Source organism: Actinomyces bovis (genome assembly GCF_900444995.1).
GTDB classification, from domain to species: Bacteria; Actinomycetota; Actinomycetes; order Actinomycetales; family Actinomycetaceae; genus Actinomyces; species Actinomyces bovis.
Window position 1 is genome coordinate 28,123 of sequence record NZ_UAPQ01000007.1, and the last position, 15,081, is coordinate 43,203.

Consider the following 15,081-nt stretch of genomic DNA (forward strand, 5'->3'; position numbering starts at 1 on the left):
CAGCAGATGTGGATCGGCTGGCACAAGTCGATGGAGAGCCAGGCCATGCGTCGAACACCCCTGCGCAGCAGCAGGTGGCGTAGGACTTTTAATCCGAAGGTCGTGGGTTCGAGTCCCACAGGGGGTACTCATCTTTAGGGGGCTGCTTAACACGAAGCTAAGAGGCGGCCCACCCGATCTACTGTTTCCAGCATCCGCGTTCCCCTCTGAAGCGCCTGCCCGCACCATCTATTGCTCGATATGTAGGACCTAGAGCCGATGGAATGTACTTGCGATGAGCCGGTTACCGGAGCATCGTCAGCACGGCCACCTCTCGGGGTAGCCGTTTTTCACGGCCTCCAAACGCGGCTGACGATGGTGAGGGGCTCAAGGTCAGGGCAGGCACCCGCCAACCAGGCTGCATCCCTCTGGCATGGTTGGCGGGTGTTGTTCTTGCTTGCTGTGGGATCAACGGGTGGCGTCGCGATACACGGCTCTGAGCCGCTTTACACACATAAGCAGGACAAGGAGGTAGTGCAGGCCGACAGTAGTGATGAGTCCAGTTCCTGCACGGGCCAACAGTCCACCAATCGTCAAACTTGAGGCGAGGACTAGGAGAATAGTCCAGGCTATGCCGACGATGACGGAATACAAGACGTTGGCGAAGAACTCGTCGAGCAGCCGCAACCGTCGACTGCCCTTGGTGCTGGTTTTGTCTACGGTGCGCGTCTGAAAGGCGAAGATGGCGAGACCGAAAGAGAACGCCGTGAGGATCGCGGCGCCTCCCAGGAGCGTTCCCGGAGCCTTCAGCGTGAAAGAGCTGAGCGCAACGGCCACACCCACAAGGACGGGGATCATGTACTGCAGCAGCAGGTCATTGATGCTCCTCCGAGGAGCTCCACCATCACCTCGCTGGTCGACAAGCGTGTCAAGGTGATCTGTGACGATGGGCCATACGTCCATCTTCATGGTCATGCCGCACCCCCGTTCGAATGGGTTTCAGTCCTTCTCCCACCGAGAGTTCCATTTGACACCCTCACGTTGTAGGAGTCCAGAGATCTCTTCCAAGCTTCGACTGCGGTGCTCATCGTCATTCAGTGCGGGTACACCCCAGTCACTGAAAACCCAACGAGCGAGCGGAGTGCGTTCCTGGTCGATAGCGAATGTCTTCTCCTTGCCGTCTTCCCCACGCATTCGCACAGTGATGGAGTCAGGCCGCTCGGACTCGTCCCTGCCCACGAGCCGTCCGGCGATCTCAGGGTGTTTCTTAACGCAGTCAAGAGTCCTGCGAGGGAGGAGTTTTCCCTTCGGGGGCTTTAAGACGAAGTGCACGTTCCCTGCTACGGTCCCTTGTCCGTAGTCGGACAGGTCTCGGCTTTGATCTAGGTAGGTCACCGTCATCTCCGCCATGGATGCGGTCTCAAGCCAGCCCTCAGCCTCGCTGACATTCTTGATAACGAGAGTGAACTTGGGGTACCGCACATTCCACAGCTCCTTGAGTGCGTCCAAATACGGCTTTTTCAGCGTTCCCTCTGGGATTTCCTCCACCACCATATATGCACTGATGCAGGGAGTCTCTCCAGGCACAGCGATGACGAGCCGGACCTCTGGCTCATTCGCGATGTTGCCGTCATGGGTCAGTAGGACCTGCCCTGAAGCCACGTCGCGCACCTGTGCGGGCGCCCCGTAGTGCCCCACCCTCCCCTTGAGCAATGCGACTCGCCCTGTGACAATGGCAGGAGACGTTACGAAGGAGCGCTGCCGGTCCTCGTCACGATCAGCCACGCGATTCCATGCCTCAAGAGCGAAGGCGAGGAAGTTGTCGCCGTCAGGCAAGCGACCGAGATCAAGTGACTGCGCGTTGCGTTTGTACTTCTCGTGATACGAGAACCGCACGGCATGAGCCGTGAAGCGAGGCATGAGTTTAGGACACCAGATCAGGCCGCAGCACGTCGGCGCGGAGCAGGCGAGCTAGCTCGGCCCCTTCGACGTTCAGCCCCGTCCGCCGTTTGAGTTCCTTTCGAGCCTCGTCCACCACCTTCTCCGACAACATGACCTCAGCCAGGTGCTTAGGAGCCGTCGCTGCTCGTTCTTTCCAAAGTTCCTCTATCTGCCCGCGCCCGAAAGACTCCTTGGACAGAGGGAACAAAGCGGCGGCAGCCTTAGCGGCAGTCATGCCATCCGCCAAGAGATCCAGTTCGAGAACCAAGTCAATGGTCACTGGTAGGCCTGCGATAAGCTTGTACACCTGCCACTGCGGACCGTTAGTAAGCACCAACCATTCAACGCCCTCGTTTACGGCGTACATCTCAACCTGCCGCAAGTGCCGCTGGTTAAGTCTCGTAGTGCAACGTTTGACTTCCACAAAAGCCGCCAACTGCTGGTCTACCCGGATGCCGTAGTCCGCAAACTCTCCCTTTACCCGGTATTCCGTTGTCAGGTCCGAGTACTTGTCGTACCCCAGAGCGTCACAAAGGATGTCGGTAACAAACAGGCGAGTATCCCCCTCATTCGCGTCCCGGGCCACGAGTTCTGCGGCTGGCTTGAGCATGTTGCGTGCGACCTTACGCAGGCGCTCACGAGTCTCGGTTCCCATTTCGGGGTCTTAGACCTAGGGGTATCAGCCATTGGAGTATCTCCTAATTTCAAGGGGAGGGGAATCACTAAAGGTATCAGCGATCAATGTTTGGGGCGGATTGGGGCTCCTCCCCTAGATCCTTGCGCCAACCGACGCATTCCGCAAGTTACCGCATAGCGTTTGGTCAGCATAGCCGCCAGTCGTAAAGGCTCGCAGGCACACCGACAACCAAAACAGCAAGCCACCGCTCCCCCGCGCCTACCCTGGGTGGATGAGCACAACGACGTCGCATCCCCGCCAGCCGCGCGTCCTAGTAGTCGCCGGACATCCTGACGAACAGTCCTACTCCCACGCCCTGGCACGCGCCTACGCCGTGGGCGCCAAGCGGGCAGGGGCGCAGGTGACGCTCCTAGACCTAGCCGCCGCCGACTTTGACCCGGTCCTGCGCTACGGCTACCGCGAGCGCATGGCCGACGATCCCTTCATCACCCACTCTCAGGCGGAACTGCGGGCCTGCAACCACCTGGCCTTGGTCTTCCCCACCTGGTGGTCGGCCGAACCCTCACTGCTGAAAGGCTGGTTCGACCGCGTCCTCACCCCCGGCGTCGCCTACCGCTATCGCATTGGGAAGCTCCGGCCAGAACAACTACTCGCAGGCCGCACGGCCACGATTATCACCACCTCCCACGGCCCGGCAGCCTGGACCCGACTGGCGCCAGTCAACTCTGTGTCCCGGGTGGGGCGAGCCGTGCTGGGCTACTGCGGCATGCGGGTCACTCAGCGCCTCGTACTAGGCGGAATGGAGGGCAAAGCTGACACCCCGCAGCGGCGTCGAGCCTTCCTAGCGCGGGTCGCACGAGCAGGCGCCCGGCAGGTGGAGCGGCTCCAAACTGCCGGAAACTAACTCTACTCCACGGCTCCGCGCCGCGGGTCAGGGCCGGTTCAGTGCGCGTAGGTCAGGTGGTCGGCTTGCGCAGATCTGTGCGTGCACCGCGCCCGGGGCGGCTGGCAAGCCACTGGTCGACGGTGCTCGGCAGCCAACCGCGCACCTCGCGGGCACCCTCGATAATGAGCGCGTCCGGGGGCGGTAGGTAGCCGCCCGCAGCGTAGCTGCTGGCGGTGTTTCGGCTGATTCCGGCCCGCTCAGCTAGAGCTGATAGCCCGAGGTAGCGGGCTGGCTCAGCCACGGTGGCACTCCTGGTGGCGGCGCTCGTAGCGCAGGGCGGCGAGGACGGCGCAGCCTAGAAGCGTCCACGAGGTGATGGCGATTGCTGGGGTGGCCTTGGGGTTGCCCAGGCGAGCGGGAGCGCGATGGCGGCTAGTGCTGCGGCGCTAACCTTGGCGCTCTTGGTGGCCATCATGATGTGTTCCTCTCCGAAAGGGCTGCGTAGTAAGTATTCTGGCAGGAGTGTGGTCTCGGAGGTACTTCGATTACTTCCAAGCCCCAATCTCACTCATATCCCGTGCTTGCCGTTGCTGCTGCGTGGTCAGTCTCAGAAGATCGTGAACGCGAGCGGATTTAGCAGGGGCCTTGGGCTTGATCGGGATCGGGATTCTCCGCCCCACGCCGTGGGTCAGGGCCGCTTCAATGCGTGTGGCGATAGCTTGTGCCACCGCGTCGGGTTCCAGCCGGACGAGTTCCCCGCGCCTTCCCGCCGGTAGCCTTCGGCGCGGCGGATCTTGAACCATGCGCCCCGGCTGAGCTGTGACCGGCCTTAGCAGTCCGCCCGCCGGTGGCCTTTGCAGCGCTGGGCTTAGCTCCGCCCCGCTTAGCTGAGCGCCCACCCCGACCTGCAGCACTCCGGCCAGCCGGCCTCCGGCCAGTTCCCGCCTTCGCAGACACCACCGGCCCGCCCTTAATCGCCACGCCCTCGGGCATCTCCTCTAGCGCGACGGGTTCAGCCACCTGGCCCACCAGCGCGGCTACGGCGTCGGCATCAGGACGGATGCGTTCAATCTGCGCCTTAATCTTGGCTTTCTTAAGCAGCACCTCCACGTCCTTGCGCTGCTCGGGCAGCACCAGCGTGACCACCACGCCCGCAGCACCAGCGCGGGCGGTGCGGCCAGAGCGGTGCAGGTAGGCCTTGTGCTCGGCGGGAGGGTCAACATGCACCACCAGCTCCACACCTGAAACGTCAATGCCGCGGGCGGCAATATCGGTGGCCACCATGACGTGCACCTGCCCGCTGGAGAAGGCCCGCATAGCGCGTTCGCGGGCATTTTGGCTCATATTGCCTTGCAGTTCGACGGCGGGAATGCCGTGAGCCACCAACTTGCGCGCAATGCGGCGGGCCAGATGCTTGGTGCGCGTGAACAGGATGCGCTGCCCGGTGCCGGAGGCCAGGCGCGTCATCACACCGTCTTTGGCAGTTTTGTCGGCCAGCAGCCAGACGCGGTGCTCCATGCTGGCCACCGGGGAAGCGTCCGAGTCGACAGCGTGCTGCACAGGCCGGTGCAGGAACTCGTCTACAAGCTTGTCCACGCCGTTGTCCAAGGTGGCGGAAAACAGCATCCGCTGGCCGCGGGCAGGGGTAGCGCGCAAGATGCGACGCACGGAGGGCAGGAAGCCCAGGTCGGCCATGTGGTCAGCTTCGTCAATGACGGTCACACCGACCTCGTCCAGGGCCACCACCCCCTGGTTCATGAGGTCCAGCAAGCGACCTGGGCAGGCGACAATCACGTCCACGCCCTGCGCCAGGGCCTTCTCTTGGGGTTTCTGGGAGACGCCACCAAAGAGCGTGGTGACAGTCATGTCCACGGCGGCAGCCAGGGGCTCAATCACCTCTGCGATCTGGCTGGCGAGTTCGCGGGTGGGGGCTAGGACCAAGCCGATGGGGTGGCCGGGGCGGGCGCAGTCCTCAGCGGCTAGGCGCTGCACCAAGGGCAGGGAAAAGGCAAGGGTTTTGCCACTGCCGGTGCGACCGCGCCCTAGGACATCGCTGCCAGCCAGGGTGTCTGGGAGTGTGGCGGACTGGATGGGGAAGGGGGCGGTAAAGCCGCGCCGCTTGAGGTCGGCGACGAGGTCTGGGTCAACGCCTAGGGCGGCGAAGGTGGGGGCCTTAGTGGCGGGCGCCTTAGCGGTTGAGGAGGCAGTGGCTACCCGGGTCTTGCCTGCTGTCTTAGGCGCAGATGTGGGCGGTTTGGCGGAGTGATTGGGCACGGGGGTCCTGTCGGTTGAGCCGGGCGCCCAGGCACCGATCCTGGGCGCGACGGTGCGAAGGCGCCGGTATCAAGCTCAACTGCGGCAAAGCCGCTGGGGTTGCCCCCGACGCTGGGGCACCTGGCCACAGCAGGTTGCCGGGCCGAGTGGTAATTGTGCCGCCTCTTGGCGGTTTCCGCCATGACCTGGGTCTCCTCCGGTTCGCGGGTGGCACGTTTTGCAGTACTTTGCGGCGCGGCGGCTTTAGCCCGCCTCAAAGATCCGCATGATTCTGCGGATCTGTTCCGGAGAGCGCGCGAGCCTGGATTCAAAGTGCTGCATTTCGGGACACTTTTCGGCGAAGCCAGCTGCCTGCTGGGATCAGCGGAAGAAGGGGACCCCGTAGAAAGGCATGGTCTTGCCCTTGGATGCGCGCACGCCACCAACCACGGCCAGGATTAGGTGCACCAGCGTGAGCAGACCGAAGATCGTGATCGGGATTCCCAAGGGGAAGAACTCCTTGACGGGCTTGTCCCGAGTCATGGTGAAGAGGAGGTATAAGTGGGCACTCAACAGGAGCACCGCCAAGATGGAGTAGGTCAGCCCCCAACTCGCTGCTTGCCTGGCCTGGGTCCGCGCGGGCTCAGGGGCTTGGTTTCCCATAGCCAAGCCGACCCCAGCCTGGAGGAACCCAGTTAGGACTCCCAAGATAGGAGCCACGCCCAGCAGCCCCAACAGCCAAGGGGCAGCGCAGGTGCTCGGAACCTGGTTGGAGTACGGGTTTGACAGGCCCGCAGCCGCGTAACCGGGGGTTCCCGGGTACATCGCGCCGGGAACCCCACCGCCAGCCTGCGGGGGCTGTGGGGAATCGTTCTGCGGCGTCTGGCCGGGGTAAGCAGAGTCTTGCATTTTTCCTCCAACGGTCAGGGATTCCTTGCTGGCTCAAAGACCCTATACCAGCAAGCTCGTTATGGCCTGGCAGCGGGCGCGGGCTACTCCACAGCGCGCTAGCGCCCCCACGTCCCCTCAGCCACCGGCCAGCCCGAACAATCCAGACCTGGGTCAATCGAGCCGCACACCCCCGCCTGCCCAGCTTCAGCAGATCGAGGTGTGCGTCAGCAGTGGCAGCCGCACTCCCCGGCCCCGCCCCAGCTTCAGCGAGCCAGGGCCACCGCCACAGAAACCAACAGCAACCCCAGCAGTTCCCAGGCATTAGGCACCTGCCCGAGCATGAGCACGCCCACGGCCAGGCTGGTGGCGGGCAACAGGGCGGAGAGCAGGGAGAAAGTGGAGGCCTGTAGGCGCTTGAGGGTCACTTGGTCCAGCACAAATGGGATCACGGTGGAGGCCAGCCCCACCCCGAGCACCGTCAGCAGCGTGCCCACGGAGTTAAAAGCCCGCCCCGCCGTCGTGGCCGCTAGCGGCAGGTAGAACAGGAAGCCCGCCACCGAAGCGAGCGCCAGCGAGTCCAGGCCGCTTCCGGCGGAGGCAACTTTGCGCCCCAGCAAGATGTAACCGGCCCAGGCAGTCCCAGCCGCGAGCGCCAGCAGCACGCCCAAGCGCTGGCGGGAATCGCTCAGGTCGAGGCCCAGCCCAGAAATTGAGGCCACCCCGGCCAGGGCCAGGAAAGCGGCTACGCGGGGTCGCCAGCCCCTGCCGGTGGCCAGGGCGACAGCCACGGGCCCCACGAACTCTAGGGAGACGGCGGTGCCTAGCGGCAGGTATTTGATGGCGGCGTAGAAGATGACGTTCATGGTGGCGGTGGCGAGGCCGAACATGGCGGCGGTGGCCAACTCCCGCCGGGTCCAGTGGAGTCGCCAGGGCCGGCGCCAAGCCATGAGCACGATGGCGCCGATGGTGATGCGCCACCAGGCCGCGGTGGTGGGTGGCATGAGGGCGAAGAGGGTGACGGCAAAGCCTGCCCCGATATATGCCGAACCCCCGGCAGCGCAGAACAAAAGGGGCGCGGGCACGCGGTCGAGGATGCCGCGCACGCGGCCGGTGAGGGTTGAGGTGGGGACTGGCACGGGCCAATTGTGCGCTGTTGACCGCGCTGCCCCTCAATTCGCTGGAATCAAGTGGGTATCCTCCGCTGTCGGCTCGCTGCAGTGGTCTTGGTGCTGCTGGTCCGCCTGGTGGGACGACGACGCCGGTGTGCCCGCCCAACCGCGCACTCACGGCCAAGCGCGGGGACGGTCCCAGCGAAGCTCAAGCCCAGAGGCACGCTATGGCGCGGACCGGCGCGCAGCTGCGTCAGCTGCTTAGTTCCAGGTCCACCCAGGTGCCTGCGTGGTCGGAGATGACGAAGCTGCGTGTCCCCCATCCCACTGCCCGCAAAACACCTTGGCCGGTGGGGTCGGGCAGGCCATTGGGGCCTGCGGGCCAGGGGTCGGTGAGGAAGTGGTCGATGCGATGGTCGGGAATGCCTGCCGGATAGGTGTCACCCGTGCCGACGGGCCGTGCCACGCCAAGCGCAGCCACCTCCTCTTCCCAGAGGTTCATATCTCCGCCCAGCATATGCGGGCCGGGCAGGGTGGATAGGCCGCGCCAGGCGTCGGCGAGTTGGCGACGGGCGGTGGCCGTGTTGGTGGCTAGGTGGGTGACGCCTACGGCTAGATGCTCGGGCAGTCGGGGCCTGCTTGCTGAGTTTTGGGGCTTTGGGGATTGGGGCTCCGGTGCCCGAAGGTCCGCATCGGCCCAGGTGCGCATATCGGCCTGGCCGCTCGTAGCTGTGAGGGCGCTGGCAGCGCGCTGCGCCGTAGCCCCCAACGCCCCGACCTCCCCTGACGCCGGGGAAGCCGACGCCGTCGCCTCGCGCAAATCAATGCTGGCGGTCAGCATTAGGCGGGAGGAAGCGGTCCACAGGCGGTAGCCGCGCGGGTCCCACACGGGGCCGCTGCGGGTCCAGGAGGGGGCGCCGCGCCCGAGGCGCTGCACCCGCCAGGTGGTCACGGGAAAGCGGCTGAGAAGCGCGTTGCCGAAGCCCTGCGGGGGGAGCCCGACCAGGGCTCGCAGGGGCCCGAGCAGCTCATCGCCGGCCTCAGCTAGGGCACTGCGCAGCGGGCGACGGCGCAGCCCCGCCACGGGCCCGGCCCAAGCGGCCGCAAAACGGTGGTGCGGCATGCCCAGCAGCTTGGCCAGGATGCTGGTCTGGTCCAGGTTGGCGGAGCGTTTTTGGTGGTGGTCTACCTCTTGTAGGAGCACGACGTCGGGGGCAAGCTCTGCGATCTGCTCGGCTAGAGCCTGCAGGGCGGCGTGGGCTGTGCGGGGCTCAGCGATGTCTTTCCCGGCCAGGGCGCGGTGGGTGGGGTCGGTGGCCTGTGCGGCCCCGGCACCGATGGCGCCGTGCTGCAGGTTGAGGCTGAGAAGGCGGAGCATCAGGCCTCCGGGTTGGGGGCCTCAGCGCGGGAGGTGGTAGCGCCCGGGCCTTTAGGGCTGTCCTCCGCAGCGGCAGCAGAGCCTGCTCCTGCACCAGTGCCTGTCTCACCGGCAGGCTCGGCCTCCGCGTCGGAGTCAAAGCTGAGGCTGACAGAGTTCATGCAGTAGCGCTGCCCGGTGGGGGTGTGGGGGGCGTCGTCGAAGACGTGGCCTAGGTGGCTGTCGCAGCGGGCGCAGCGGACTTCGGTGCGCACCATGCCATGGCTGGTGTCGCGCAGCAGGGTGACGGCCTCAGAATTAGTGGGATCGTAGAAGGAGGGCCAGCCGCAGTGGGAGTCGAATTTGGTGGTGGAGCGGAATAGTTCGGCCCCGCAGGCTCGGCAGCGGTAGCTGCCTTCGCGTTTCTCGTTTAGGAGTTTGCCGGTGAAGGCACGTTCGGTGCCGGCTTCGCGCAGCACGTGGAACTCCATGGGGCTCAGGCGCTCCCGCCACTGCGCATCACTGAGGGTGGTGGGGTCAGTGCCTTCTCCGGCTGCGCCGCCGGGGCGGCTGGTAGGAACCTCATCGTCAGCGGCGGGGCTGGTCAGGGCGCTTAGGAAGGACCGGATACCGGTGAGAGCAGAGTAGGAGGATTTCTTTGTCATGGGGCCAGTTTGGCATTAGGCCCCACCCGTGCCGGAACCCCTTCCCGTCTCCTCGAATCTCACATTTTCGCCAGAGCGACGGCGTCGCCCCTGCCTGCCGCGAGCTAGAGGCGGGCGGTCTAGCGTCCTCGGCTGGGCGGCGCCGTATGCTCTTGCGCCCGCGACAGCCCGCCAGCAGTGGCTCCGCTCGCCTCTGTAATCACCCGCAGCTGAGGCAAGGCCTCCGGCGCCTCGGTCTGCAGCCAGGCCAGCAGTTGCTCGCGCACCTGGCATTGCAGCCCAAAGACATTGGCTGTATCCCGACCGCTGAGCACAATCCGCAGGGTCACCGCGCCTTTGGTGGCGTCGGTGACTTGCAGACTGGCCTCGCGCCCGTCCCAGTCGGCCTGGGCTGCCACGATCCGCTCCAGCTCAGCGCGCACTCGCGCCACCGGCACCCGGAAGTCGAGCTCCAAGTTCATGGTGCCGGTGACCTGGGTGCCCCGCCGGGACAGGTTCGAGAAGGGGTGTTGGGTGAACTGGCTGGAGGGGAAGATCATGCGGCGGTCATCCCAGGGGCGCACCACCACGTAGGTGAGGGTGATTTCCTCCACCGTGCCCTGTTGTTCTTCCACCTTGACGACGTCGCCTACGCGAATCGCGTCAGTGGCGGCCAGCTGCAGCCCGGCAAAGACATTCCCTAGGGTGGACTGGGCCGCCAGCCCTGCGATCACGGAGACTAGGCCCGCTGAAGCCAGCAGGGAGCCCATGGCCAGGCGCGCGCTGGGGAAGACCATGGCGGCCCCGACCACGCCGCAGACCATAATCACGGTCTCAATGACGCGGCGCAGCACCTGGGTTTGGGTACGTACTCGGTTGCGACGCCCGGAGTCACTGTCTTTGAAGGCGGAGAGGATGCCGGCTTCAGCTGCCTTTGCCAATCCGACCACGAACCAGGTTCCAGACAGCACCACCCCGACCAGCAGCAGCCTGCTAGCCAGCAGCCCCCAGGCGGGCATCTCCACGTACAGAAAAGTGGTGAATGTGCCGAGCCAGGCACCGAGCAGCGCACCCCCCAGGTAAAGGGGACGGCGGCCGTACTTATGGACTTCACGCCACAGAGGTTGGCGGCGAGCCATCAGGGACAGCACTCCAACTAAGGCTGCAGCAGCTACCAGCCCCAGGACTATCCCGATTCCGCCTCGCAGCAGAAAAGAGAGCAGCGTGGCGCTGGCCTTCACCACGGCCTGGGCGGCCTCTTCTACAACGCCGGGGCTAGGCGACGGCGTCGCCGCAGCCAAGAAGGTCTGGGCGGGCGTGAGAGTAGATGCAGCGGGTCCAGGCATCCCCAGCGCCACCGGCACGGGCGCAGCGATTCCCGCCAGGGCCGGGACGGCAGCGTAGGTAGAGGTCAAAGGCATGCGCCCAGCGTAGAGCCGGTTACTGCTCCCAGCCTTCCGCCAGGCGCTGCACCTGGGCGATGACCTCCGCGGTGGGCCTGCCGGTGCTTGCCGCCACGTAGCCCACCACAAAGGCGGTCATGGGAGCACCGGGCCGCGAAGGTCCGTGCGCCACAGTGGAGATGAGCTTTAGCAGAGGGGTCTCTGGGTCTTGCACCACTGTGGGGTCCAACTGCAACTCAGTACACAGTGCGTCCAGCCAGTGGCGCATCTGCTCCATCTTGGCGGTCTCGTCAGCCTCAGTGCGTCCCATACTCGCTCCTTTAATCTGTCTATCCCGTGAACTCTGCTAGCAGCGCCTGTTTAACACGTTCTGGCCTCGCCCGTCTCCGAATCACCGCGAGTCCGGGTTGCTAAATCCTTCCGGCTGTGTCCTGTCAGCTGTTTCTCGTAGGTGCTGCCGGGGTCGCGGTGCCGGGGAGTGTCCCCTGTCCCTGGGCGGCGAGAGTCTCCAGTAGATGGCGACGCCCCAGGCTGGCCACGCCGGTGGGCGAGAGTCGCACCAGCTGCCAGGGCGGCGCCAGGAGAATAAAGGTGTCTACGACGTCGCCCGGTTCCTCCCGCATACCTGTGCGCAACCAGGACTCAATAATCACCACGGTGTTGGAAACGTGCTGGGACACGGCCATGTTGACCCACAGCTCGGATACGGGCTCCTCTAGATGCGTGATGAAGCTCTGTACGAATTCCTCGGCGGTCTGCCGGAAGCGCTGGCGCAAACGCCCGACGACGGCGGGTGAGCCGTGGTCGCCGAAGACGTGCTGGTAGATCTCCTGGTCCTCGCGGATGGTGTGCAGCACCTCCACATACAGGCCCCTCCAGGCGGTCACAAAATTGTCCGGCTCTTCCTCCAACAGGTTGCCCAGACGGTCCAGGTATGGGGTCAGCTTTTCCAGGAGGTAGCTGGCGAGCAGGTCAGCTGGTGAGGTGGCGTGGGCATAGAAGGCGGAGCGTGAGACTCCTGCTAGAGCGGTGAGTTCAGAGATGGCGACGGCGTCGACCGTGCGTTCCCGCCCCAGCCGGGCGGCAGCCTGAACCAGACTGCCGCGCACTCGCTGATAGCGCGGGTCATCCTGCGCGGTGCGTGGCACTGGCGCCTCCTCCACTGGTTCCACCGGTAGGCCTGGACCTGCTTCCAGCAGGCCGTCACCAGAATACGCAAGCCGCCCGTACCTCAAAACACGGAACTAAGCCACTGACACCCCAGATCGACGTGGCGCCTTTTCCTTGCAATACCAACAAACATCAAAACCTAAAGTACACCCGTCGTTTAGTTCTTTAGTCTTTACATGCATCTTTCCCATTGCCTCCAGAGGAGACCGCTATGGCAGAGCCCGCAGCGTCCACTACCCCCAGCCAGACCGGACCCCGGCTGCGGCCACGGCGTCGTTCCTTCCTGGCCTGGTCCGGCGTAGCGGCCGGCACCACCGCACTTGTGGCCACCACCGATTTAGGCATGCCTGGCAGCGGCCCAGCCGCCGCAGCCGAGGTGGAAGGCATGGCGGAAGCAGATAAGACCGTCTGGTCCGCCTGCACCGTGAACTGCGGCTCCCGCTGCCCCTTGCGCCTGCAGGTCAAGGACGGCACCGTGGTGCGTGTTCTGCCGGACAACACCGGAGACAACAACCTGGGCACGCAGACCGTGCGCGCCTGTGTGCGTGGCCGCTCCATTCGCCACCGCATCTACAACCCTGACCGCCTCAAGAAGCCGCTGCGCCGCAAAGCCGGCACCAAGCGCGGCGCTGGCGAATGGGAGGAGATCAGCTGGGAGGAAGCCCTCACAGAGATCGCCGAGAAAATGAAGGCGATCAAGCAGAAGCACGGCAACGAGGCCTTCTACATCAACTACGGCACCGGCACCCTGGGCGCCACCATGGCCTGCTCCTGGCCGCCGGACCAGACTCCCTTCTCCCGCATGATGAACTGCTGGGGCGGCTACCTGGACCACTACTCCGACTACTCCACCACGGAGATCACCGCCGCCTACCCGTACTTCTACGGCGACTGGGTCTCCTCCAACTCCCTAGATGACGCCAAGAACTCCAAACTTCAGGTCTTTTTCGGCAACAACCCGCTGGAGACGCGCATGTCCGGCGGCGGACTGACTTTCGTCTCGCAGCAGACCCGCAAGGACTCCGGGGTACGCACGATCGTCGTAGACCCGCGTTACTCGGAGACGGCTGCGCTGCTGGCCGACGAGTGGGTGGCGGTGCGCCCGGGCACGGATGCGGCGCTGATCGCCGGGATGATCCACGTGATGCTCAAGGAAAACCTGCACGACCAGGACTTCTTGGACCGCTACTGCCTGGGCTTCGATGAGCAGCACATGCCTGCTGGCGCCCCTGCCAATGCCTCTTACCGCTCCTATATTGAAGGCAAGGGCCCCGACGGCGTCGAGAAAACCCCCCAGTGGGCCGCGGATATCTGTGGCGTCCCAGCCGACCAAATCACCCGCCTGGCCCGGGAAATCGCCGGCGCCAAGCCCTGCGCCATCAACCAGGGCTGGGGGCCGCAGCGCCACGCCAACGGGGAGAACGAGGCCCGCGCGATCTTCCTGCTGGCCTGCGTAACCGGCAATATCGGTATTCCTGGCGGCGGCACCGGCGGACGCGAGGCCGCGCCTGGACTGTCGATTAAGAAGGTCTTCAACGCGGGCACCACTAACCCGCAGCCCCACATCATTTCCGTGTTCTCCTGGCTGGATGCCATCGACCACGGGGAGAAGATGACCACCTTCAACGCGGGGGTCTGCGAGAAGCCCAAGCCCGGGGTGCGCGCCGCCAAGGTGCCTATCGACGACGCCGGCAACCCCACGGATACCGCCCTGACTACCCCCATCAAGATGGTGTGGCAGTACGCGGGCAACTCGATCGTCAATCAGACCGGCGGGAACAACCAAAGTGTCGAGATCCTGCAGGATGACACCAAGTGCGAGCTGATCGTGGTCTGCGATATCCAGATGACGGTCTCCGCCCGCTACGCCGACTACGTTCTGCCCGGCACCTCTGCCGCGGAGGAGTTTGACCTCCACCCCGGCGAAAACGCCAGCCCCATGGCTTACGGGATCATGTCCACTCAGGCGATCGAGCCGCTCTACGAGTGCCGCACTGTCTTTGACATTTGTGGCCAGCTCGCGGAGAAGCTCGGCACAGATGTTAAAGATGCCTACTACGAGGGCAAGGACCGTGAGGCTTGGCTGCGCGCCACCGTCGATGCTTCCCGCGAGAAGGACCCGGAGCTGCCCACTTATGACGAATGGGTGAAGATGGGCCTATACCGCCGCAATGTCGGCGCCGTGATTCCCTTGGAGGAGTTCCGCCAAGACCCGGAGGCCAACAAACTGGAGACGCCTTCGGGCAAGATCGAGATCTACTCCGAGCGCCTAGCCAAGATGGCGCAGAAGTGGACCTGGGACGAGTTCCGCACCCCGCTGGCCGGCGACCAACTCACCCCCCTACCTGAGTTCACTCCCACTTGGGAAGGCGCGCTGGAAGCACGCGAGTCGGATAAATACCCGCTACAGATCATTGGCCACCACTACCGCCAGCGCACGCACTCCACCTACGGGAACGTGGACTGGATGCAAGAGGCGCACCACCAGTACTTGGCAATCAACCCGGTGGACGCAGCGCCACGTGGCATCAAGAACGGTGACCTGGTGTTTGCCTACAACGACCGCGGCACTATCCGTATTGAAGCGCGGGTGACTGAGCGCATCGTCCCGGGTGTGGTGGACCTACCCCAGGGGGCCTGGTTCAACCCGCAGCCCACCTCTGAGGTGGCGCCACCCAAGGGAGCCAATCCCAAGTACCCGGTGGACATTAACGGCAGTGTGAACACGCTGACCTCCCTGCACCCGTCACCGCTAGCCAAGGGCAATGCGGTGCACACGACCACTGTCCAGGTAGTGAAGGCCTGAGGAGC

At 64.7% G+C, this 15,081-nt stretch carries 13 protein-coding genes, 1 tRNA gene and 1 pseudogene; 3 read left to right on the top strand and 12 right to left on the bottom strand.

The window, feature by feature from the left end; all coding sequences use genetic code 11:
• The first annotated feature begins 56 nt into the window (after positions 1 to 56).
• Positions 57 to 127 (top strand) — tRNA-Lys (locus DR039_RS05720).
• A gap of 320 nt (positions 128 to 447) precedes the next feature.
• On the opposite strand, the gene DR039_RS05725 is transcribed toward DR039_RS05720, so the two are convergent.
• The 3 genes from DR039_RS05725 to DR039_RS05735 are packed head-to-tail and all read right to left on the bottom strand — an operon-like array spanning position 448 to position 2,575.
• A complete protein-coding gene (locus DR039_RS05725; protein WP_111836461.1) occupies positions 448 to 954 on the bottom strand; it encodes a hypothetical protein in 507 nt (168 codons plus the stop codon).
• 24 nt (positions 955 to 978) lie between these two features.
• On the bottom strand, positions 979 to 1,899 hold the full coding sequence (locus DR039_RS05730) for a hypothetical protein (protein ID WP_111836462.1): 921 nt from the start codon (positions 1,897 to 1,899) through the stop codon (positions 979 to 981).
• A gap of 4 nt (positions 1,900 to 1,903) precedes the next feature.
• Positions 1,904 to 2,575, bottom strand: coding sequence for a type I restriction enzyme HsdR N-terminal domain-containing protein (locus DR039_RS05735; protein ID WP_111836463.1), 672 nt, complete (start codon positions 2,573 to 2,575; stop codon positions 1,904 to 1,906).
• Positions 2,576 to 2,828: 253 nt separating this feature from the next.
• On the opposite strand from DR039_RS05735, the gene DR039_RS05740 reads away from it, so the two are divergent.
• Positions 2,829 to 3,461, top strand: a complete 633-nt coding sequence (locus DR039_RS05740; protein ID WP_111836464.1) for an NAD(P)H-dependent oxidoreductase — start codon at positions 2,829 to 2,831, stop codon at positions 3,459 to 3,461.
• A gap of 52 nt (positions 3,462 to 3,513) precedes the next feature.
• Here DR039_RS05740 and DR039_RS05745 read toward each other — a convergent pair whose 3' ends face one another.
• From DR039_RS05745 to DR039_RS05785, 9 genes and pseudogenes are all read right to left on the bottom strand, one after another.
• The gene (locus DR039_RS05745) at positions 3,514 to 3,744 is read right to left on the bottom strand and encodes a helix-turn-helix transcriptional regulator (protein WP_111836465.1); all 231 of its coding nucleotides are present in this window, start codon (positions 3,742 to 3,744) and stop codon (positions 3,514 to 3,516) included.
• Between the two features lie 398 nt (positions 3,745 to 4,142).
• The gene (locus tag DR039_RS05750; RefSeq protein ID WP_111836466.1) at positions 4,143 to 5,717 is read right to left on the bottom strand and encodes a DEAD/DEAH box helicase; all 1,575 of its coding nucleotides are present in this window, start codon (positions 5,715 to 5,717) and stop codon (positions 4,143 to 4,145) included.
• 360 nt (positions 5,718 to 6,077) lie between these two features.
• On the bottom strand, positions 6,078 to 6,605 hold the full coding sequence (locus tag DR039_RS05755; protein WP_111836467.1) for a DUF4870 domain-containing protein: 528 nt from the start codon (positions 6,603 to 6,605) through the stop codon (positions 6,078 to 6,080).
• 245 nt (positions 6,606 to 6,850) lie between these two features.
• A complete protein-coding gene (locus DR039_RS05760) occupies positions 6,851 to 7,723 on the bottom strand; it encodes an EamA family transporter (RefSeq protein ID WP_229116843.1) in 873 nt (290 codons plus the stop codon).
• 226 nt (positions 7,724 to 7,949) lie between these two features.
• Positions 7,950 to 9,074 (bottom strand): endonuclease/exonuclease/phosphatase family protein, encoded by a 1,125-nt coding sequence (locus DR039_RS05765; RefSeq protein WP_111836468.1) that lies wholly within the window; start codon positions 9,072 to 9,074, stop codon positions 7,950 to 7,952.
• A gap of 122 nt (positions 9,075 to 9,196) precedes the next feature.
• Positions 9,197 to 9,661 (bottom strand): annotated as a pseudogene (gene msrB / locus DR039_RS05770) (peptide-methionine (R)-S-oxide reductase MsrB); the annotation flags it as partial.
• Positions 9,662 to 9,837: 176 nt separating this feature from the next.
• On the bottom strand, positions 9,838 to 11,118 hold the full coding sequence (locus tag DR039_RS05775; RefSeq protein WP_229116844.1) for a mechanosensitive ion channel family protein: 1,281 nt from the start codon (positions 11,116 to 11,118) through the stop codon (positions 9,838 to 9,840).
• A 19-nt stretch (positions 11,119 to 11,137) separates the two neighbouring features.
• Positions 11,138 to 11,410 (bottom strand): DUF6457 domain-containing protein, encoded by a 273-nt coding sequence (locus tag DR039_RS05780; RefSeq protein WP_111836470.1) that lies wholly within the window; start codon positions 11,408 to 11,410, stop codon positions 11,138 to 11,140.
• Positions 11,411 to 11,534: 124 nt separating this feature from the next.
• Complete coding sequence (locus tag DR039_RS05785; protein WP_170166921.1) at positions 11,535 to 12,248, bottom strand: TetR/AcrR family transcriptional regulator; 714 nt, start codon at positions 12,246 to 12,248, stop codon at positions 11,535 to 11,537.
• Between the two features lie 233 nt (positions 12,249 to 12,481).
• On the opposite strand from DR039_RS05785, the gene DR039_RS05790 reads away from it, so the two are divergent.
• The gene (locus DR039_RS05790; protein ID WP_111836472.1) at positions 12,482 to 15,076 is read left to right on the top strand and encodes a DMSO/selenate family reductase complex A subunit; all 2,595 of its coding nucleotides are present in this window, start codon (positions 12,482 to 12,484) and stop codon (positions 15,074 to 15,076) included.
• Positions 15,077 to 15,081 lie beyond the last annotated feature (5 nt).

What these genes read in the sequence shown, in the direction of transcription:
- DR039_RS05755 (WP_111836467.1), bottom strand. Translation starts at nt 6,605, where the DNA reads ATGCAAGACTCTGCTTACCCCGGCCAGACGCCGCAGAACGATTCCCCA.
- DR039_RS05780 (WP_111836470.1), bottom strand. Translation starts at nt 11,410, where the DNA reads ATGGGACGCACTGAGGCTGACGAGACCGCCAAGATGGAGCAGATGCGC.
- DR039_RS05790 (WP_111836472.1), top strand. Translation starts at nt 12,482, where the DNA reads ATGGCAGAGCCCGCAGCGTCCACTACCCCCAGCCAGACCGGACCCCGG.
- DR039_RS05775 (WP_229116844.1), bottom strand. Translation starts at nt 11,118, where the DNA reads ATGCCTTTGACCTCTACCTACGCTGCCGTCCCGGCCCTGGCGGGAATC.
- DR039_RS05730 (WP_111836462.1), bottom strand. Translation starts at nt 1,899, where the DNA reads ATGCCTCGCTTCACGGCTCATGCCGTGCGGTTCTCGTATCACGAGAAG.
- DR039_RS05725 (WP_111836461.1), bottom strand. Translation starts at nt 954, where the DNA reads ATGACCATGAAGATGGACGTATGGCCCATCGTCACAGATCACCTTGAC.
- DR039_RS05735 (WP_111836463.1), bottom strand. Translation starts at nt 2,575, where the DNA reads ATGGGAACCGAGACTCGTGAGCGCCTGCGTAAGGTCGCACGCAACATG.
- DR039_RS05765 (WP_111836468.1), bottom strand. Translation starts at nt 9,074, where the DNA reads ATGCTCCGCCTTCTCAGCCTCAACCTGCAGCACGGCGCCATCGGTGCC.
- DR039_RS05740 (WP_111836464.1), top strand. Translation starts at nt 2,829, where the DNA reads ATGAGCACAACGACGTCGCATCCCCGCCAGCCGCGCGTCCTAGTAGTC.